This is a genomic window from Kosakonia sp. WA-90, assembly GCF_039871955.1.
In the GTDB taxonomy this organism is placed as follows: domain Bacteria; phylum Pseudomonadota; class Gammaproteobacteria; order Enterobacterales; family Enterobacteriaceae; genus Kosakonia; species Kosakonia oryzendophytica.
Genome location: NZ_JBDPLJ010000002.1, coordinates 280,274 through 300,204, shown reverse-complemented (window position 1 = coordinate 300,204; position 19,931 = coordinate 280,274). Strand labels below are relative to the sequence as shown.

At 55.1% G+C, this 19,931-nt stretch carries 22 protein-coding genes; 6 read left to right on the top strand and 16 right to left on the bottom strand.

Annotation, left to right across the window (positions count from 1 at the left end; genetic code table 11):
* Positions 1–7 precede the first annotated feature (7 nt).
* The 5 genes from ABGA49_RS04680 to ABGA49_RS04660 form a co-directional block, all read right to left on the bottom strand.
* Positions 8–961 (bottom strand): transketolase family protein, encoded by a 954-nt coding sequence (locus tag ABGA49_RS04680; protein WP_061493913.1) that lies wholly within the window; start codon positions 959–961, stop codon positions 8–10.
* Positions 954–1,787 carry a transketolase gene (locus ABGA49_RS04675; RefSeq protein ID WP_061493912.1) on the bottom strand — a complete coding sequence of 278 codons (834 nt, stop codon included), beginning with the start codon at positions 1,785–1,787 and terminating at the stop codon, positions 954–956. The genes ABGA49_RS04680 and ABGA49_RS04675 overlap by 8 nt, the downstream gene beginning before the upstream one ends.
* Positions 1,784–3,175, bottom strand: a complete 1,392-nt coding sequence (locus tag ABGA49_RS04670) for a PTS ascorbate transporter subunit IIC (RefSeq protein WP_088238126.1) — start codon at positions 3,173–3,175, stop codon at positions 1,784–1,786. The genes ABGA49_RS04675 and ABGA49_RS04670 overlap by 4 nt, the downstream gene beginning before the upstream one ends.
* Positions 3,176–3,223: 48 nt before the next feature.
* A complete protein-coding gene (locus ABGA49_RS04665) occupies positions 3,224–3,496 on the bottom strand; it encodes a PTS sugar transporter subunit IIB (protein ID WP_347665200.1) in 273 nt (90 codons plus the stop codon).
* 81 nt (positions 3,497–3,577) lie between these two features.
* On the bottom strand, positions 3,578–4,021 hold the full coding sequence (locus ABGA49_RS04660) for a PTS sugar transporter subunit IIA (RefSeq protein WP_061493909.1): 444 nt from the start codon (positions 4,019–4,021) through the stop codon (positions 3,578–3,580).
* 236 nt (positions 4,022–4,257) lie between these two features.
* Between ABGA49_RS04660 and ABGA49_RS04655 the strand changes: the two genes are divergently transcribed.
* Positions 4,258–5,277: a LacI family DNA-binding transcriptional regulator gene (locus ABGA49_RS04655; RefSeq protein ID WP_061493908.1), complete on the top strand. Its 1,020-nt coding sequence runs from the start codon at positions 4,258–4,260 to the stop codon at positions 5,275–5,277.
* On the opposite strand, the gene yfcD is transcribed toward ABGA49_RS04655, so the two are convergent.
* The 3 genes from yfcD to yfcF are packed head-to-tail and all read right to left on the bottom strand — an operon-like array spanning position 5,278 to position 7,128.
* Complete coding sequence (gene yfcD, locus ABGA49_RS04650; RefSeq protein WP_061493907.1) at positions 5,278–5,823, bottom strand: NUDIX hydrolase YfcD; 546 nt, start codon at positions 5,821–5,823, stop codon at positions 5,278–5,280.
* 54 nt (positions 5,824–5,877) lie between these two features.
* On the bottom strand, positions 5,878–6,429 hold the full coding sequence (gene yfcE, locus ABGA49_RS04645; protein ID WP_061493906.1) for a phosphodiesterase: 552 nt from the start codon (positions 6,427–6,429) through the stop codon (positions 5,878–5,880).
* Between the two features lie 54 nt (positions 6,430–6,483).
* On the bottom strand, positions 6,484–7,128 hold the full coding sequence (gene yfcF / locus ABGA49_RS04640; RefSeq protein WP_061493905.1) for a glutathione transferase: 645 nt from the start codon (positions 7,126–7,128) through the stop codon (positions 6,484–6,486).
* Between the two features lie 135 nt (positions 7,129–7,263).
* Here yfcF and yfcG point away from each other — a divergent pair, with 135 nt between their 5' ends.
* The 4 genes from yfcG to ABGA49_RS04620 all read left to right on the top strand — a co-directional run bounded on the left by yfcG (position 7,264) and on the right by ABGA49_RS04620 (position 10,101).
* On the top strand, positions 7,264–7,893 hold the full coding sequence (gene yfcG, locus ABGA49_RS04635) for a GSH-dependent disulfide bond oxidoreductase (RefSeq protein ID WP_347665199.1): 630 nt from the start codon (positions 7,264–7,266) through the stop codon (positions 7,891–7,893).
* Positions 7,894–8,007: 114 nt separating this feature from the next.
* Complete coding sequence (locus ABGA49_RS04630; protein ID WP_347665198.1) at positions 8,008–8,904, top strand: TIGR01777 family oxidoreductase; 897 nt, start codon at positions 8,008–8,010, stop codon at positions 8,902–8,904.
* Between the two features lie 68 nt (positions 8,905–8,972).
* Positions 8,973–9,482, top strand: coding sequence for a GNAT family N-acetyltransferase (locus ABGA49_RS04625; protein WP_061493902.1), 510 nt, complete (start codon positions 8,973–8,975; stop codon positions 9,480–9,482).
* 43 nt (positions 9,483–9,525) lie between these two features.
* A complete protein-coding gene (locus tag ABGA49_RS04620) occupies positions 9,526–10,101 on the top strand; it encodes a hypothetical protein (protein ID WP_347665197.1) in 576 nt (191 codons plus the stop codon).
* A gap of 6 nt (positions 10,102–10,107) precedes the next feature.
* On the opposite strand, the gene ABGA49_RS04615 is transcribed toward ABGA49_RS04620, so the two are convergent.
* The 3 genes from ABGA49_RS04615 to dalD form a co-directional block, all read right to left on the bottom strand.
* Entirely contained in the window at positions 10,108–11,388 is a 1,281-nt protein-coding gene (locus tag ABGA49_RS04615; protein ID WP_061493900.1) for an MFS transporter, read from the bottom strand.
* A gap of 63 nt (positions 11,389–11,451) precedes the next feature.
* Positions 11,452–12,912, bottom strand: coding sequence for a xylulokinase (xylB, locus tag ABGA49_RS04610; protein ID WP_347665196.1), 1,461 nt, complete (start codon positions 12,910–12,912; stop codon positions 11,452–11,454).
* Between the two features lie 9 nt (positions 12,913–12,921).
* Positions 12,922–14,319: a D-arabinitol 4-dehydrogenase gene (dalD, locus tag ABGA49_RS04605; protein ID WP_061493898.1), complete on the bottom strand. Its 1,398-nt coding sequence runs from the start codon at positions 14,317–14,319 to the stop codon at positions 12,922–12,924.
* A 200-nt stretch (positions 14,320–14,519) separates the two neighbouring features.
* Here dalD and ABGA49_RS04600 point away from each other — a divergent pair, with 200 nt between their 5' ends.
* Positions 14,520–15,470, top strand: coding sequence for a sugar-binding transcriptional regulator (locus ABGA49_RS04600; RefSeq protein ID WP_061493897.1), 951 nt, complete (start codon positions 14,520–14,522; stop codon positions 15,468–15,470).
* Between the two features lie 114 nt (positions 15,471–15,584).
* Here the strand turns inward: ABGA49_RS04600 and hisP are convergent, their stop codons facing one another.
* The 5 genes from hisP to argT form a co-directional block, all read right to left on the bottom strand.
* Positions 15,585–16,358 (bottom strand): histidine ABC transporter ATP-binding protein HisP, encoded by a 774-nt coding sequence (gene hisP / locus ABGA49_RS04595; protein ID WP_061493896.1) that lies wholly within the window; start codon positions 16,356–16,358, stop codon positions 15,585–15,587.
* 7 nt (positions 16,359–16,365) lie between these two features.
* Entirely contained in the window at positions 16,366–17,082 is a 717-nt protein-coding gene (locus ABGA49_RS04590; RefSeq protein WP_061493895.1) for an ABC transporter permease, read from the bottom strand.
* Positions 17,079–17,765, bottom strand: coding sequence for a histidine ABC transporter permease HisQ (locus ABGA49_RS04585; protein WP_061493894.1), 687 nt, complete (start codon positions 17,763–17,765; stop codon positions 17,079–17,081). Before ABGA49_RS04585 ends, ABGA49_RS04590 begins: the two co-directional genes overlap by 4 nt.
* 84 nt (positions 17,766–17,849) lie before the next feature.
* Positions 17,850–18,632, bottom strand: coding sequence for a histidine ABC transporter substrate-binding protein HisJ (gene hisJ, locus ABGA49_RS04580; RefSeq protein WP_061493893.1), 783 nt, complete (start codon positions 18,630–18,632; stop codon positions 17,850–17,852).
* Between the two features lie 263 nt (positions 18,633–18,895).
* Complete coding sequence (gene argT, locus ABGA49_RS04575; protein WP_061493892.1) at positions 18,896–19,678, bottom strand: lysine/arginine/ornithine ABC transporter substrate-binding protein ArgT; 783 nt, start codon at positions 19,676–19,678, stop codon at positions 18,896–18,898.
* Positions 19,679–19,931 lie beyond the last annotated feature (253 nt).

The window sequence follows — 19,931 nt, the reverse complement described above, 5'->3', positions numbered from 1 at the left end:
TTTTTATTTACAGCAGTTCACGCGCGGCCGACACAATGTCGTGCGCCGTCAAACCATACTCTTTTTGCAGGAAATCCTGCGTGCCCACCTGGCCGTAGCGCTCCTTCACGCCGACACGTCTCATAGGAACAGGGCAGGTTTCTACCAGCACTTCCGCTACTGCCGATCCCAGTCCGTTATGAATGCTGTGGTTTTCACAAGTGACGATACGCCCGGTTTTCTCAGCGTAATTCTTCACTAACATGCGATCGATGGGTTTCAGGGTAAACATATCGATCACCGCCGCGCTCACACCTTCCTGCTCCAGTTGCTGCGCCGCGGCCAGCGCTTCCACCACCATGATACCGTTGGCAATCAGCGTAATGTCCTGGCCTTCACGCAGCACATTCCCTTTACCGATGGTAAATTGAGAGCCGGGCTGATACACCGTTGGTGCCTGTTTGCGGATGGTACGCACCCAGTAAAAACCTTCAAGATCCGCAAGCTGGCGGAGAATGTCCTCAAACATCACCGCATCGGTCACCTCCAGCACCACCGAATGCGCCAGCCCGCGCACAATGCCCATATCCTCAAAGGACATATGCGTACCGCCGTTATGGCAGGCGGTGATCCCGGCATCAGAAGCAATCACCTTCACGTTATTGCGCTGGTAATCGAGGGACATAAAGAGCTGATCAAAGCAGCGACGACTGGCGAACGCGGTAAAGGTGTGCACAAACGGTTTACGCCCGGTCAGCGCCAGTCCTGCCGCCGTACCAATCACGTTCGCTTCCATGATCCCGCAGTTAATCACCTGCTGTGGGTATTTTTTGTGCACACCATCCATGGCCATCGAGCTCATCAAATCCGCTTCCAGCGCGATCACCTCACTGCCTGACTCAATCTGTGCGCTGATAAAACCTGCATAAACCTTGCGCATTTCAATGCTGTCTTTTCCACCAGCAGGGGCAACCTTAATCATGCGCAGCCTCCAGTTGTTCAATGGTTTCATTCAGCGCCTGTTTCATCTCATCGGTCAGACGCAAATGGTGTGAGTTGCTGAGATGTTCGAGGTACGGCACCCCCTGCCCTTTAATGCTGTCCAGAATAACCAGACGCGGACGGGCATCAGCAGGCGGCACCGGTTTCACCACTGCCAGCAACCCGGCAATGTCATCCCCTTTGACGGTGCAGACATCAAAACCAAAGGCGCGGAATTTCCCCTCCAGATCAAATGCGCAGATGATCTCATCCAAATCACCATCCAGCTGCTGCTTGTTCCAGTCGACAAAGACCGTCAGGTTATTGAGCTTATGATGGGCAATAAACTGAAACGCCTCCCAGCACTGCCCCTCGTTCAGTTCACCGTCACCCACGATACAAAACACCCGGTTCGGTCTGCCTGCCAGTTTATGCCCCAGAGCCATTCCCCCGGCAATGGAAATGCCCTGCCCCAACGAACCGGTCGTGGCGTCCACGCCGCGCGTCTTAAGGCGATCCGGATGGCTTGGCAAGCGCGTACCGTTGATATTCAGCGTCAGCAACTCCTCCTGCGGAAAGTAGCCCTTCAACGCCAGCGTGCTGTACAGCGCCGGGCCAGCATGCCCTTTCGACAACACAAAGTAGTCGCGCTGCGGCCAGTCCGGATCGGCTGGGTCAATACGCATCACCTCGCCATACAGCACCGCCAGCGTCTCCACCACTGACATACTCCCGCCGTAGTGACCAAAACCTAAATGCGTGAGCGATTTCAGGGTTGCCACGCGGATATCGCGTGCAAACTGCTTCACTTCGTTAAACGTACTCATGATTTCGCTCCGGAGTTCTCTTCTGCGCCATTGCCGTGCGCTTTGCCTTTCGACATGACGTTCCAGATAACCAGTGCGACAAACAGCGCCACCACAACACCGGTGATGGCCATTGGCGACAGATAACGCGCCAGGTTGCCCAGCACAATGCCGACAAAACCAAAGTCCGCATCAGAGAACGTGGTATTGGCAAAGCCCAGTGCACCCAGGACTGGCAGCAACAGCACTGGCAGGAAAGTGATCAATAAGCCGTTGGCGAACGCACCGAGCATCGCCCCGCGGCGGCCTCCGGTAGCGTTACCAAACACGCCTGCGGTCGCCCCGGTAAAGAAGTGCGGCACCACACCAGGCAGGATCAATACCAGCTTCATCTGCCCGAGCAGGAACAACCCAACCAACCCGCCAAGGAAACTGAAGAGAAAACCGACCAGCACGGCGTTTGGCGCATACGGGTAAACAACCGGGCAATCCAGCGCCGGACGGGCATTCGGTACCAGTTTTTCGGAAAAGCCAGTAAATGCCGGGACAATCTCAGCGAGGATCAGGCGTACACCTTGCAGGATAATGAACACGCCTGCGGCGAAGGTGATGGCCTGGATAATGGCGTAAACCAGGAAGTTCTGTCCGGCGCTCAGCTGACTTTCGACATACTCGCGGCCCGCACAGACTGCGAGGATCATGTAGATGATGATCATCGTCAGCGAGATTGAGATGGAGCTGTCACGCAGGAAGCTGAGGTTTTTTGGCAGGTTCATCTCTTCAGTTGAGCGCGAGCCTTTGCCGCATTTACTGCCGATCCAGCCAGAGAGCACATAGCCCAATGTGCCAAAGTGACCAAAAGCGATATCGTCATTGCCGGTGATGCGCTTCATATAGCGCTGGGCAATGGCCGGGAAAAAGGCCATCACCAGCCCGAGGATCAGCGAACCGGTAAACACCAGACCGATACCCTCGAACCCGGCCACAGTCAGGATCACACCTATCATACAGGCCATGTAAAAGGTGTGGTGCCCGGTGAGGAAAATGTATTTCAGGCGTGTAAAGCGGGCGACGACAATATTCGCCACCATACCAAACGCCATAATTAATGCAGTTGAAGCACCGTATTTCTCCAGGGCAATAGAAACGATAGCCTCGTTATTAGGAATAATTCCCTGAATATTAAATGCATGCTCAAACATGCCGCCCAGTGGATTAAGGGAACCGACTAATACCGTTGCACCACCGCCCAGTACAATAAAGCCCAGAATGGTTTTTACCGTACCTTTAACAACGTCAGAGAAGGATTTCTTCTGCGCCACCAGACCAATCAGGGCAATCAACCCGACCAGTACCGAGGGTACTTTTAATATATCAACAACAAAATTCAGCGTTTCAAGGATAAACATATCCACCTCGCTTAATACACACCGCATCCGCAATGTGTACAGTTGATGTTAACGGTTGGCGAAGAAAGCACTCACTTTCGCTTCCAGTTCGTTGATATCAATGATGTTATTGATAACGATAAGTTGATTTTCCGGTACGCTGGCGCTGGCAGCGATATCTTTCGCCATCACAAAAACATCGGCGGCGCCGGGTATAGCGGATGACAAATCGGAATGTTCAACGTCAGCCTCAATGTTCAGCTTTTTAAGGACTTTTTTAATATTCATTTCGACCATGAAACTACTGCCAAGTCCGGATCCGCAAATTGCCATTATTTTCATTGTGGTTACCTTTTTTTTGGGTAGAGTACGACCGCATCACCCGTTACCGGGTAATGAGTAAAATCCTGGTAAGAAAAAAAATTAGTAGCGTTGAATTATATTTTTAATCTCCTCAAAGCTAGTTGCGCGATGTAAGTGCTCCATATCGTCATCGCTGGAAAATAATTCAGCCAGCGCGGCGATCATTTCGATATGGCTGTGTTTATCTGGTGCTGCCAGCATGACAATGATATCCACCGGATCAAAATCCTCTGCGCCAAATGTCACCCCCTGATGCAATTTTAATAGCGATAAACCTAACCCTTTCGCCCCCTCTTCCGGCCGCGCATGGGGCATTGCCAGCCCTGGCGCCAGCACATAGTACGGCCCGAGTTTATGATGCTGCGCCACAATGGCGGTCACGTAGTCTGGCGTGATAATGCCCGCCGCCAGCAACGGTCTGGCGCAGACCTCCAACGCCTGCGGCCAGTTTTCCACACTGTCGTGCAGTTGAACCGTCTTATCGTTCAGCCATTGGTTTAACACGTCACGCTCCTTCACAGAGAAAAGATGAGCAAACTTTATGCAAGTCATCGCCCCTTAGCTGTGATGATAGTCGCAAAGATAGCGCTACCAAGGTGCAGTTGCGAAAAATGTGATAGCGCTATCAGATCTGAAAACGCTGGCTATTTCTCAGCAAAACTCAGGATTTCCGGCGTATACTGCGTTACGGACGAACGATAAAAAAGTGCCTGAATAGGTTGGGATCAGCAGGAAATAGCATGTCAATTACCCGAAAACGGCGGAGTACCGGAAAAGTGACCCTCGCCGATGTCGCGCAACTTGCCGGCGTCGGTACCATGACCGTCTCGCGGGCAATACGCACCCCCGAACAGGTATCAGATAAACTTCGCGAAAAGATAGAAGCTGCCGTACAAGAGCTGGGTTATATGCCCAATCTGGCGGCCAGTGCCCTGGCGTCAGCGTCGTCCTGGACCATCGCCATGGTGGTGCCAAGCCTCGCGGAATCCGGATGTTCGGAAATGTTCGCCGGGTTACAGCAGGTATTACAACCTGCGGGTTACCAAATCATGCTGGCGGAGTCGCAACATCGGCTTGAGCAAGAAGAGAAACTGCTGGAAACGCTGCTGGCCTCCAACCTGGCAGCGGCGATCCTGCTCAGCGTTGAGCACAGTGATATGGTGCGCCACTGGCTGAAAAATGCCTCGATTCCGGTGATGGAAATTGGCGCCGTGCGTGCCGATCCGATTGATATGAATATCGGTATCGATAACGTGGCGGCCATGTATGAGCTCACGCAGATGCTGATCCAGCGCGGCTACCAGAACATTGGCCTGCTGTGCGCCAATCAGGAACAGTGGATATTCCAGCAACATTTGCAGGGTTGGTACAAAGCGATGCTGCGCCACCATATGTCGCCGAACCGGGTCATTAACGCTGCCGCGGCGCCGGTATTTTCTACCGGTGCCGCGCAATTGCCGGAGTTTTTACTGGCCTGGCCAGAGCTGGATGCGCTGGTCTGCGTGTCGGATGAACTGGCCTGCGGCGCGTTATACGAATGTCAGCGCAGGCGGATTAAGGTGCCGGATGATTTAGCGATTGTCGGTTTTGGCGACAGCGACGTCAGCCGGGTATGTCAGCCACCGCTGACCACCATCTCGGTGCCGCATCGCAAAATTGGTATTGAGGCCGGGCGCGCACTGTTGGCGCGCCTGAATGATGAAAAGTGGGAGAACAAAACGCCCATTGCACCGACGTTTTGCCTGCGGGATAGCTGCTAACTACTCCGCTTCCTGCTCGTTTTCCACGTCGTTGCTGGCATTACGGCTCATCCACAATGCCAGGGCTTTGAGTGAATCATCGGTGAACTCATCGCAGCGGGCGGTGATCTCTTCCGGTGTCATCCACCAGACTTCACTCACCTCTTCTTCCTGCAGGGCAAACGGCCCGTGGGAAACGCAACTGAACAGCCCGCCCCACACCCGGCAATGTTGATCTTCAAAATAGAACTGACCGTGTTCGGCAAACGGCACGCCAGCAATGCCTAACTCTTCTTCCGCTTCACGGCGCGCGGAGTCCAGCAAGTTCTCCCCCGCCTGCACCACACCACCGGCGGTGGCATCCAGCATGCCGGGCATAAAATCTTTGATTTCGGTACGGCGCTGTACCAGAACTTTGCCCATCCCATCATGCACCACAATGTAGGTTGCGCGGTGACGCAGACACTGTGCACGCATTTGCTGCCGACTGGCCTGCGCAATCACCTCATTGTCTTCGTTGACAATATCCACCCACTCCATGCCTGCAAAATGACTCTGTTCCACCATCGGGAAATCTTCTCTTTGTGGCGCTCTGTTGGCGCGTTTCGGTTGAAAGGTAAGTTACGGATTAATCGACACCTGTGCAATAACCCGCTGATCATTAAGTGCGATAACGCTTAGTACATTCTCCTCCAGCATGCCGTAGCTGGGAGCAAATCCCCCCTTCGGGATACTCACCGAACCGGGGTTGAAATGGACAATCGCACCGCGCTTTTCCGCCACCGGAATGTGCGTGTGACCGTACGCCAGCACATCTCCCTCCTCCAACGGCGGCACATCGTCCGGACCAAACAGATGACCGTGGGTCAGAAATACGCGCCGCTCCGGCAACAGCAGTTGCTGCCACGGGGCCGTTATCGGGAAGTGCAACAGCATCTGATCCACTTCACTGTCGCAGTTGCCGCGCACGGCGATAATCCGACTCGCTTGCTCGTTGAGCCGCTCCGCTACCTGTGCTGGGGCGTAGCCTTCCGGTAACGCATTGCGCGGACCGTGATTGAGCACATCACCCAGGAGAACCAGCCAGCGGGCCCCACTTTGTGCAAACAACGCCAGTACGCGCTCCGTCGCGGGCAACGACCCGTGAATATCCGATGCAAACATCAGCTTCATCACTGCACCTCTCTGAAAAAAACCGCCTTATGATAGCGGAAGCGGCGTCCTATATCAGCCCGCTCGCTTAGCGGAAAGTGCAGCATAGCGCTGGATAGATGAGCGCTGCCACTGAAACGCGGCATATTCCGCCAGTAACGGGGGAACATCATCGCCGTTCATCACCAGTCGGTTGAGCATCGCCGACAGGTCGGCATCAGCAATACACCATTCACCAAACAGGTTCGGTTTACCGTGCGACAGCAACTCCCCGGCGATGGCATACAGTTTTGCCGCACTCCGCTGCCCGGCGGCGCTTAACGCCCCCTTTTTCTCCCCGGCGAACATAATGGTGGTAGGACGTTCTTCACGTATCGGTAGCAGATCGCTGCGGAGCCAGGCCTGGATTTGTCGCGCGCGGGCGCGGTTTTGCAGAGCGTGAGGGTAAATACGCTCCCATTCAGGCGGTGCGAAACGCTCTTCCAGATATTCCGCAATCGCGGAGGATTCGCTAAGCGTAAACCCCGCCATCTCCAGTAATGGTACACGCTGAGTCAACGGATAACCCGGCCAGTCCGGCGTATGTTGCACGCCAGCATTGATATCAATGGATTTAATGGTGAAGGGCAACCCTTTTTCATGCAGTGCAACCCAGGCTGACATCACATACGGGGAGAAGAAATTTGCATCAGACCACAGAGTCATTGCCGGTTCGCTCATAACATCCTCGTTTAACGGTGAAATTTTTCATCAAAATATAACGTCCTGTGTGAGCTGTCACTTAATGAAAACTCGCACACCAGAGGTAACACCTATACTCAGGAGGTGACGCACATTCCCATAACAGGAGTCTTGATGATAGACCTCTATTTTGCTCCCACGCCGAACGGTCATAAAATCACACTGTTTCTTGAAGAGGCAGGCGTTGAATACCGACTGATCCGCGTGGATATCAGCAAAGGCGAACAATTTCGCCCCGACTTTCTGATTATCTCCCCTAACAATAAAATCCCGGCGATTGTCGATCATCACCCTGCTGATGGCGGCTCGCCCGTTAGCGTATTCGAGTCCGGTGCCATTTTGCTCTATCTGGCGGAAAAAACAGGGCAACTGCTCAGTCGCCATCTGCGCGAACGCACCCTTGCGATACAGTGGTTGTTCTGGCAGGTGGGCGGGTTTGGCCCCATGCTCGGGCAGAACCACCACTTTAATCACTTTGCGCCGCAGCCTGTCCCCTATGCCATTGAGCGCTACCAGGTGGAAACTCAGCGGTTGTATCAGGTGTTGAATAAGCGATTGGAACGCGTCCCGTGGTTGGCGGGCGATGAGTACAGCATTGCCGATATCGCCGCATGGCCGTGGGTCAGATCGCATCAACGCCAGCGCATCGACCTGGAGAATTTTCCGGCGGTGTTCAACTGGTTTGAGCGGATACGCACGCGTCCGGCCACCGTGCGGGCGATGCAGAATGCGCAGCCGGTGTGAAGTAACCTGTTCTCATGACTGAAAAAAATCATTCAGGATGTGCTCAGCGTCGCATGCGAATATTACTGAGTCACTTATGCTGAACGGGACGAAGGATACACCCGGGAGGGGAACATGAAGATACTGATTACCGGCGGTACGGGCCTGATTGGTCGTCATTTAATCCCTCGCCTGCTCGAGTTGGGGCACAGCGTCACGGTGGTCACCCGTAATCCCGCCAAAGCACAGCAACTGCTGGATGCTCGCGTCAGTTTGTGGAAGGGGTTGAGCGAACAGACACACCTTAATGACATCGACGCGGTGATCAATCTGGCGGGTGAACCCATTGCCGACAAGCGCTGGAATGAACAGCAGAAACAACAGCTCTGCAACAGCCGCTGGGAGATCACCCAGCGACTGGTTGACCTGATTCACGCCAGCGATAACCCGCCGCAGGTGCTGATTTCGGGTTCAGCTACGGGTTATTACGGCGATCTCGGTGAAGTGGTGGTCACTGAAGAAGAACCGCCACATAACGAATTCACCCATAAGTTGTGCGCGCGCTGGGAGCAAATTGCCAGTAGCGCACAGAGCGACCGCACCCGCGTATGCCTGCTGCGAACCGGTGTCGTATTAGCACCAAAAGGCGGCATCCTGGGGAAACTGTTACCGCTGTTTCGCCTCGGCTTGGGGGGTCCTATCGGCAATGGTCGTCAATATATGGCGTGGATCCACATTGACGATATGCTGAACGGCATTCTCTGGCTGCTGGATAACGATCTGCGCGGGCCATTCAATATGGTTTCCCCCTATCCAGTGCGCAACGAGCAGTTTGCCCATACGCTCGGTCACGTATTGCAACGTCCGGCGATCATGCGCGCGCCCGCGTTTGCAGTGCGCCTGATGATGGGTGAGTCCTCCGTGCTGGTGCTCGGCGGGCAGCGCGCCCTGCCCAAACGCCTCGAAGCCGCAGGCTTTGCCTTTCGCTGGTACGATCTCGAAGAAGCGTTGGGGGATGTGGTAACCCCCTAATTTTCGTGGCCCCCCTGATCCTCTTCCGGTGCTAAGCTTAAGCGCTTTGTCACCGGAAGGGCGATTTAATGAGGTTGCAGACCCCCCGCTTTACGCTTACCCCGTTTCAGGAATCCGACTGGCTATTCTTTCTGCGTTTACGCCGGGATGACCGCATTATGCGCTATATGGCCGAAGTCGCCTCCGAAAGGCAGATCCGCACGTTATTTGATAATCGTCTGCTGGATGACAACGCCTTTGTGATCCGCGATGCGCAGCATACCGCTGTCGGCGATATTGGCCTGCGCCCCAGCGTGCATAATCCGCAGGAAGCGGATGTTGGTTATTCCATCTTACCCACAGCACAGGGCCGCGGTGTTGCGTCAGAAGCGCTGCAAGCATTGTGTGAGTTCGCCTTCGATAAACGCAATGTGCAGGCGCTGAATGCCTGGGTACTGGCGGAGAATCAGGGATCTGTACGGGTACTGGAAAAGAGCGGCTTTCAGCGTGTACAGGTGCTGGAAAAAGCCTATTTGCTGAAGGGTGAATATTACGACGACTGGGTGTACCGGCGGGAAAAAGGCACACAGGCGTGTTAACTATCCGGTGTTTTGCTCTCCCCGTTCATCACTGGAAATGACAGTGTTTACCTCGACCAAAACGCGGCTGTTCCTGACCGGAGGCGCCGCCCTGCTGTGGTTATTCTGGTTGATGTTTGCCAGTCGACTCAGCCATAGAGCTTACCTGCAAGCCGATGCGCCAGATACCGGGGCCATGATGACGATAGCCGCGCTGGTGGGCCTGCTCGTTGCCTGGCGTCTCGCACAAAAAGGGGGGCGGTGGAAGTCGCTGTTGCTGGCATTCTCAGGGGTATTCCTGTTTATCGCCTTAACCCTGTGGAATGCGCCGGAAGCCTGGGTGCGCGCCACCGCCAGCGAACGCGTGCAAAGCGAAGTGATGTTCAGCATCGGGCATCCCGGCCCGCCGGTGACGCGCAGTCAACACTGCGAAGCCGGTCTGCGTTTTTATGATGCATGGTTAAAACGCCCGGTAGAACTCTGCACCCGTGACGATATCGTTCCCCCCGGCGCGCGCACGGTACAACTGGAAAAACGCGTCACTGCCAGGGGCGCAGTATTTACCCACTATCGCTTTATTTCCGCCGCAGGCCACCCACAAGGGTGGTGGCCCGTTTCACCGCCGACACAGGCCCGCTAATCCCCCTCAGGCGCGTTGCTGCGCCTCCTCTTTACGGGCTTCCGCCTGCTGGCGTACGCGTTTTGGTTGCGGCACATTAATAATCAAGGTCAGCACCCCGGCAAAGATGTACAGCCCGGTGTAAGCCCACACCACCCCCACGATGTCAAAAAACGGCAACAGTGCGGAGGCAATCGCTGGCGCAACAAAATTACTCATCCCGGCGGAGAGGTTATAAATCGACACGGCCGCCCCTTTGTGATGCGGTTCCAGCGTCGGGAAAACTGCCGTCATGGGCACAAAGGCCGCGACGAAAACCCCTAACATCACTGCCGGGATCAGCGCCACGAGGAAATTATGCCCGGCATATACCGGCAGGTAATAAAACGTCAGGCTGGATACCGCCATCCCCAGACAACCAAACCAGCGGACCTGGCGGATCCAGCCGATATACTCGCCGGTGATCCCCCAAAAGATATTGGTAAAGATGGTCACGAAGAAGAACACTGCCCAGATTTGCAGCCACTCGGAGATGGTAAAGCCCAGTCTGTCGACAAACAGCAGCGGCATCACAATCGCAAAACCAAACAGCGACAGCGTGTTGATAATACGGATCAGGCAGGCGTAGAAAATGTCGCGGTTGGTGAACAAAATGGTCGCCGCACGGGAGAGTTCGGTCATCTTGTCGCGCAGCGGTAAATTGACCCGCGAGCGATCCACCGGCACGTGACGCAGGCTGAAAAAGGCCAGCAACCCGCCGCTTGCGACCCAGGCAATGGCAAACCACAGCGTCCCGGTCTCCCCAAACACAGGAATAGTCAGGCTCGGCAGATAACTGCCCACCACACCAATACCGATGGAGTACATCGCCCAGAACCACCCCGTGGCCGCCGCGAGATGCTGACGGGGCAACACCTGCACCAGCATCAACATAAACGAGTAGATGAACAGGGGATACGCCAGCCCGCGAATGCCATAAAACAGCAACATTAACGGGTAGTTACGCAGCCCGAGCCCCAGTGACATAAACAGCGCATGCATCACTATCCATAACACAAAGCCGATGGTCATCGCTTTTTGCGGGGTGATCAGTTCCGCCACCACGCCAGATGCCCATGCCGCCAGCGCTGCCGCCAGCCCGTACATAGTAAACACCACTGCCGACTGCGCGGGCGTGAAGCCCATGTCGGTAATGTGCTTCGACAGGAAAGCCATTTCAAAGCCATCGCCAGCCATAAAAATCGCGATAGCCACGAATCCCCAGATCAGATGTTTCGGTAAGCCAAACCAATATTCTTTCGATTGCATAACCATCTTCCTATCGTGAGGGAGATGCCCCGACGAGGGTACAGAGGCCGGGGCGACAAGGGATTACGGCAGCAGCGTGCGTGCCGCCTGTTGTTGTTGGTAAAGCAGCCGGAACAGCGCCAGCCGTTGTGACAACCACGCACCACGTTCAGCCTGCGGCGTATAACGCGCCACCACGGGCGGTTTCAGGCAGACATCCGCCTCTTTGCCCCCCTCTGCCAGCCAGGCCAGCCGCGCGGCACCCAGCGCGCCCGATGAACTGGCCGGATGGGTGACCATCGGGATCGCCAGCACATCAGCAATCAGTTGCGCCCAGACGGTGCTACGCGCACCTCCGCCGGTCAGGCTGCACTGGGAAATTTGCGCATTCCCCAGCACCTGTAATCCATCCGCCAGGCCAAAGGTCACACCTTCGATCACCGCATACCCCAGCAATGCACGGCTGGTTTCATGGCGCAGATTAAAGAAACTGCCAGTAGCCTGCGGATCGTTATGCGGCGTCCGTTCCCCACTGAGGTAAGGCAAAAACAGCGGCGCACGTCGCAACGCGTCATCGGTCAGTTGTGCGATCTCTTCCATTAACTGACTTTCCGTGACCGACAGCAGGTTACACACCCAGCGCAGACAGCTTGCGGCACTGAGCATCACGCTCATCTGATGCCAGCGACCGGGCAGTGCGTGGCAAAAGGCATGTACACCGGAAGCGGGATCGGCCTGCAATGTATCGTTAACCACGAAAATCACCCCGGATGTCCCCAGGGAAATAAAAGCATCGCCCGGTGCAACCGCCCCCACGCCCACTGCAGAGGTGGCGTTATCGCCACCGCCGCCCGCAACGACTACGGAGGAACTGAGCCCCCATTCCGTTGCCAGCGACGCGCGCAATCGGCCACTCACAGCACAGCCTTCCACCAGCGCAGGCATCTGTTCACGGCGTAAATCGGTCATCGCCAGCAGTTCATCAGACCAGTCGCGCTTCGCCACATCCAGCCATAGCGTTCCGGCCGCATCCGACGGATCGCTAACAAACTCGCCGGTCAACCGCCAGCGCAGGTAGTCTTTCGGCAACAACACCTTCGCCACCCGGTTAAAGATGTCCGGTTCGTGGCGTGCGACCCACACCAGCTTCGGTGCGGTGAAACCGGGCATGATCATATTGCCGCTGAGGGCCATCATTTCCGGATGGTGATCGCGCAACCAGTCGCATTCGGCGGCGCTGCGTGTGTCGTTCCACAGAATGCACGGACGCAGCACATTGCTTTCGTTGTCGAGCAGTACCGCGCCATGCATCTGCCCGGACAGGCCAATACTACGAATCGCCGCCCACTGTTGCGGGTACTGCTGGCGCAGTTCGCTGACCACGCGCCCACACGCCTGCCACCAATCCTGCGGATCCTGTTCCGCCCAGTGCGGATGCGGGCGCTGTACCGTGAGCGCCGCATGCGCGGACCCCACAATTTCACCCTGCGCATCCAGCAGCAGTGCTTTCAGTTCCGAGGTGCCAATATCCATTCCCAGGTACATATCGCCCCCTCAGGCTGTTGCCAGTTGCGCCTGCGGCTGCTTGACCCACTGTTCAAGCTCAGCCACCGTGCGGCGCAGCAAGGCAAGAAAATCAGCCGATTGCGCGAGCTCAGCGAACAGGGCTTCATCTTTTGCGAAGGTCGCCAGCGGATCGTCAGAAGCAAACAGTGCCTTTATCGCCTCCGGTCGCATGACGCCGTCCTGATAGGTATACGGCAACGTGCCGTCCGCCCAGCGACGCAGGAACAGGAAGAACAGTCCCGGCAACACGGCGGTTGCAGACGGCGTTGCACCGCGCTGGTAGCACTGAACCAAAGTGGGCGTCACCATCCCCGGGATCTTCGATAAACCATCAGCAGCGACACGCTGGTTGGTATCTTTGATATACGGGTTACCAAAGCGGGCAAGCACCACATCCCGGTATTTAGCAAGATCGAGCGGGCTGGGCGTTAATGAAGGGATCACGTCGCGGGAGACATACTCCCAGGCCATCTGACGAATCGCGCTCTGCCGGGTGCTTTCATCGATGTAGCTCAGGCCAATTAACGTTCCGGCCCAGGCAATGCAGCTATGGGTCGCGTTCAGAATGCGAATCTTCGCCTCTTCCCACGGCAGCACAGATTCCACCAGCTCGACGCCAACGTTTTCCAGCGCCGGGCGGCCGTTAATAAAGTCATCTTCAATCACCCACTGGATAAAAGATTCCCCCATCACAGGCACTGCATCGTGAATGCCCGTCGCCGCCAGCACGCGTTCGGCGACATCCGGCGTGGGTCGCGGCGTAATGCGGTCAACCATGGTGTTCGGTGAGGTGGTGTAATGTTTCACCCAGTCATACAACGCCCGTTCGCCTTTGGCTTTAAGGAAAGAGAGAAAACCGTGGCGGAAGCGTTCACCGTTATGGCGCAGATTGTCGCAATTGAGCAACGTTACCGGGCCGCCATTGTTAGCAATACGCTGGGTAAGAATGCGGGTCAGCGCACCGTACAGGGTGCGAATGCCGCCGTTGAGATCGGCCTTGATATCCGCCTGCTGCATATCCAGTTCATGTTCCGGCGTCAGGTAGTAGCCGCTTTCAGTCACGGTGAAGGCAATAACCCGGGTTTGCGCATCCGCCCCTTGTGCCACCAGTGCACTGATTTCACTGTCCCACGCCAACACTTTACGGATTGACGTGATGGTTTCGTACTGGCGTTCCCCATCCGGAGAAACGGTCTCCAGCACATACTCCCCTTTCTGCGCAGCGAGTGCGCCAAGCAGCGCATTGGCATCATCACGAATATTCCCCAGCGCGATACTCCAGCTGTCGTCACCTTGCTGCATCAGGCTGTGCAGGTACCACGCCTGATGCGCCCGATGAAACGAGCCTGCGCCAATATGCATCCACACCGCTTTATTACCGGACATAATCATCACCTTATAATGAGCATTTGACATATTCACGGGCATATGCCCGTTTATGAGGAGTATGTTAGTAGCCGTAAGCGAAATCTTTCTGCGAGGCAACTCACGAAATTAGCATTTGCCCTAGAAGCGGACTTTTGCCCACTCACACCATCAGGCTATTCAGCGGTACACTGTTGGCAGGTAATTTCAGGAATGCGTTGATGAACAAAGAAGAGAAAAAACAGGAACTCGCCGCACGCGCCGCCTGGATGTATTACGTGGCAGGCTTAACACAGCAAGATATCGCCACGGCGCTGGGATTATCCCGCCAGGTGGCACAACGGCTGATTTCCGGCGCGCGGGAAATGGGCATGGTCACGGTGAATATCAGCCATCCGGTGACCCGTTGCATGGAACTGGCGGCGAATTTACAGGAAAAATATGCGCTCTCACTGTGCCGCGTGGTGCCTTCCGCCGGGCTTGAGAATGAAGCCATCCAGCAGATGCTGGCGGTAGAAGGCGCAGACGTAATGGCTAAATTCATTGCCAACGATTCCCCGCAGGTGTTCGGCATTGGTTCCGGGAAGACGTTGCGTGCAATTATTGATGCATTGCCCTGGCTGGAACGTCCGCAGCATCAGTGCGTGTCGATGATCGGCGCCATCGCGCGTGATGATTCGGGTACCCGTTACGATGTGCCGCTGAAAATGGCGGAGAAAATGCAGGGAAAATATTTCTTCATTCCGGCACCGCTGTATGCCGACAGCCCGGAAGACAAAACCATGTGGTGCCAGCACCAGCTTTACCAGCGCGTGGCGGAGCGGGCGCTGAATGCGGATATCACGTTTCTGGGAATTGGCGAAGTGGGTCTCGGCTGCCCGCTCAATGCCGAAGGTTTTATCACCGATGAACAGGTCAAAGCACTGGAACAACAGCATGTTGCTGGCGAGATGCTGGGCCATTTCTTTAACCATCAGGGAGTGCGTCTGGAAGGAGAACTGGACACGCGACTGACCAGCGTGCCGCTGTGCAGCCAAACGCCACGTAACGTTTATGGCTTTGCCGGGGGCGCGAAAAAATACGCTGCGATCCGCGCCGCATTAACCGGACAGTGGGTGAATGGCCTGGTCACGGATGAAGACACGGCGGTGAAATTGCTGGCGGAAAAGTAGCGACTTGCCCGAGCGCAGAGCCTTTACCGGGCCTGAAAAAAAGAAAAGCGCCATTCGGCATTTCACCGGATGGCGCAACATTTAGCAGGCCAACCGCCCCCGTAATACGGTGACTTATTTCAATGAGCCTTTGAGGAACTGCTGCAAACGCGGGCTTTTCGGGTTGGTAAACACCTCTTCCGGCGCGCCTTCCTCTTCAATTTTGCCCTGATGCAGGAAGATAACGTGGGTGGAAACATGGCGCGCGAACCCCATTTCGTGGGTCACCACCACCATCGTTTTCCCCTCTTCCGCCAGCTGTTGCATAATGCGTAGCACTTCGCCCACCAGCTCCGGATCCAGCGCTGAAGTCGGTTCGTCAAACAGCAGGACTTCCGGCTCCATTGCCAGTGCACGGGCAATGGATACACGCTGCTGCTGGCCGCCGGAGAGATGCACCGGGTATTTTTGCTGCTGCATTTCGTCGATGCCGACCTTCGCCAGGTACTTCACCGCACGTTCGCGGGCTTCCTGCTTGCTTAAGCCCAGCACCTGGATCGGCGCTTCCATCACGTTCTCCAGCACCGTCATATGGCTCCACAAGTTAAAGTGCTGGAACACCATGGTCAGCCGGGTACGTAACAAGCGCAGCTGGTGCTTATCGGCCACTTTCAGTTGACCGTCTTTGTCGCGCACCAGGTTGATATTCTGCCCGTTCACGACGATCGAGCCTTCGCTCGGTTTTTCGAGGAAGTTAATACAGCGTAAAAACGTACTCTTGCCGGAGCCGGAAGAGCCAATGATGCTGATCACATCACCCGCATTGGCCTGCAACGACACGCCTTTCAGCACTTCATGCTCACCGTAGCGTTTGTGTAAATCGATAACGTTTAATTTATTCTCAGACATCGTGTTCTCAGTGCGTCGAAGAAGGCTTCATATGCTGCAACCAGCGCTTTTCCGCTTTGCGGAATAAGCTAATCAGCACATAAGAGATAATCAGATACAGCACCGCCGCCAGACCAAACGCCGTAAAAGGCTGGTAGGTGGCAGAGTTAATATCCCGGGCGATTTTCAGCAGATCCGGCACGGTGGCGGTAAACGCCAGCGCCGTAGAGTGCAGCATTAAAATCACCTCATTACTGTAGGCGGGCAGCGCAATACGCAGCGCCGACGGCAGAATAATGCTGCGGTACATTTTGAACGACGAGAAACCATAGGCCCGCGCCGCTTCAATTTCACCGTGCGGCACCGAACGGATCGCCCCGGCGAAAATCTCGGTGGTATAGGCGCAAGTGTTTAGCGTCAGCGCCAGTACTGTACAGTTGAGACCGCTGCGGAAAAACGCGTTCAGCAGTTCGGTGCCTTTCACCACTTCCAGCGTATACATTCCGGAATAGAACACCAGCAACTGGACATAGAGCGGCGTCCCGCGGAAAACGTAGGTAAATAACCAGATAGGGAAACGGATAAATTTGTTGTTGGAGACGCGCCCGATAGCGAGAAACACCGCCATTACGCCCCCCATCGTCACCGATGAAATCAGCAACCACAGGGTGATAGCCACGCCAGTCAGGCGGTAACCATCGCTCCACAACAAGGATTGCCAGTACTCCTGAATAATCTCGATCACAGGTCAGCCCTCTTCACACCCACGGAGTAGCGACGTTCGAGAAGAAGCAGCACACCATTGGAAACCGTTGTAAACGCGAGGTAAATCACACCGCAGACAATGGCGAAATAAAACGGCTCCCAGGTGCTTTTCCCGGCGAGCTGGGTGGCTTTCACCACATCCTCCAGTCCCAGCAGAGAGACCAGCGCCGTGGCTTTGAGGATCACCTGCCAGTTGTTGCCAATGCCCGGCAGCGCATAACGCATCATCGCCGGAAACAGAATACGGCGAAACGTCTGTCGCCCGGTAAAACCAAAGGCGGTAGCCGCTTCAATGTGCCCTTTCGGCACCGCCATATAAGCGCCGCGAAAGGTTTCGGTGAAGTAAGCGCCATAGATAAAACCGAGGGTGATAATCCCCGCTACCATCGGGTCAATATCCAGTTGCTCCAGACCCATGGCATCAGTGATACCGTTAAGGGCGATTTGCAGACCATAAAAGATCAGCAACATCAGCACCAGATCCGGCACGCCGCGGATAAGCGTCGTGTAACCTTCAAAGATTAATGCCAGCGCCCGGTTTTTCGAAAGCTTCGCTCCCGCCCCCGCAAGGCCAATCAGTACCGCCAGCACCACGGAACTGAGAGCCAGTTCCAGTGTGACCAGCGCACCGTGTAATATGACTTGTGAAAACCCGTACAGCATGCAGCCAGTCCTGTCGTGTGTGGTGTTCGCCGTGTCTCTTCCCCTCCCGTAGCGGGAGGGGCCGCACGTTAAGCACAGGTGGGATTAGCCACCGTAAACGTCAAAATCAAAATACTTTTTCGCGAGTTTTTCGTAAGTGCCGTCGGCGCGCATTTCAGCAAACGCTTTGTTCAGCGCTTCGCGCAGCTCGTTATCCTCTTTGCGCAGCCCCATACCGGTGCCGACGCCAAACAGCTTCTCGTCTTTAATGGACGGGCCGCCGAATTTATATGCTTTGCCCTGCGGCGTTTTCAGGAAACCTTCGCTGGCCGCGACTTCATCCTGGAATGCGGCATCGATACGGCCTGCAGTCAGGTCAGAGTAGATATTGTCCTGCCCCTGATAGGAGACAATTTCCACCCCTTTCGGTGCCCAGTTCACGTTGCCGTAGGTCTCCTGCGTAGTGCCTTGCAGTACACCAACGCGCTTACCTTTCAGCTTATCCAGCTCGGGCTGAACATCAGAATCTTTTGCGACGACCAGTCGGGAATCCGCCGCGTAAAGTTTGTCGGTAAAGGCGATTTCTTGCTGACGCTTTTCCGTAATGGAAAGCGACGACATAATGACGTCGATTTTTTTCGCTTTCAGCGACGGGATCAGCGCGTCCAGCGGGTTTTCGATAAACGTACACTGCGTTTTAATGCGTTTGCACAGTTCCTTCGCCAGATCGATATCAAAACCCACTAATTCACCCTGCGCATTTTTCGATTCAAACGGCGCATAAGTGGGATCGGTACCGATACGTAATTTTTGCGGGATAGCGGCGAACACGGTTGAAACGCTGGAAACAGCGAGTACCAGAGAAAGAGATAACACCAGTTTTTTCATCATTATCCTCAACAGACTGTCTTTCCTAAGGGAATTAGCTGAACAATACGGTGCCGTTATCGTGCCATCATATGCCCCGGCATGGCAAAAGATTCTGCCCGCACGATGGCTTTTTTTGCATCCTGAATGCGTAATTATGCATCCATGCACTATTATGGCGCGCGTCATGCACCACAATAGAACATCAACCGTATTTCTGCACCACGCCACGTAATGCGCGTGGTGCATTTTCCCTCAGACCCGGGAGCCCGGGCCATGCAGCCTTACTCGCCGTAGACGTTAAAGTCGAAGTATTTTTTGGCAAGTTTGTCGTAGGTGCCGTCTTTACGCAGTTCGGCAAATGCTTTATCGAACGCGGCTTTCAGCTCGGTATCATCTTTACGCAGACCAATACCGGTACCGTCGCCAAAGTATTTTTTGTCTTTCACTGACGGGCCAGCAAAGGCGAACCCTTTACCGGCGGGCTGTTTTAGGAAGCCTTCGCTGGCAGCGACTTCATCCTGGAACGCAGCATCAAGACGCCCCGCAGCCAGGTCAGAGTAGATCAGATCCTGGTTCTGATACGCCACCACATCGATGCCTTTGGTCCGCCAGTTGTCGTTGGCATAACCTTCCTGCGTTGACCCTTGCAGCACGCCAACGTGCTTGCCTTTCAGCGAATCCAGTGTCGGTTGGATAGGCGAACCTTTTGCCGCAATCAGGCGGGAATCCGCCGCGTAGAGTTTGTCAGAGAAGGCGATCTCCTGCTGACGTTTTTCCGTAATAGAGAGAGAAGAGATAATCGCGTCGATTTTCTTCGCTTTCAGCGACGGGATCAGCGCGTCAAAGTCGCTCCCGACCCACGTGCATTTCACATGAATGCGTTTGCACATCTCGTTACCCAAATCGATATCGAAACCCACAAACTCCCCTTTCGCATCTTTGGATGAGAACGGCGCGTAAGTCGCATCAGTGCCGATGCGCACCGTCTGGGGAAGCGCTGCATAAACGCTGGCGGTCGCAGACAGACCCAGCATTAAAGACAGAGCGAGAACCGTCTTCTTCATACATTACCCTCAAGTGTTCTGTTTTTATTTTGTATTGCGTTGTGTTGTGTGTTGCTGCCAGTTACCTTGCATGTCTTATGCCAGTTTCCCGCAGTGCATTCATAACCGCGTTAAATTTGTTAATAAAACGTTGCAAATTCACCTTAGTGATGAAAGATAGCAGGTCTGCCGAACGAACCGGAGCGTTAAGCGGGGAAAAGAGGGATTAAATGTTGAGGATATGATCGCGCTTGCAGAATTGCCCCAAAAAAGC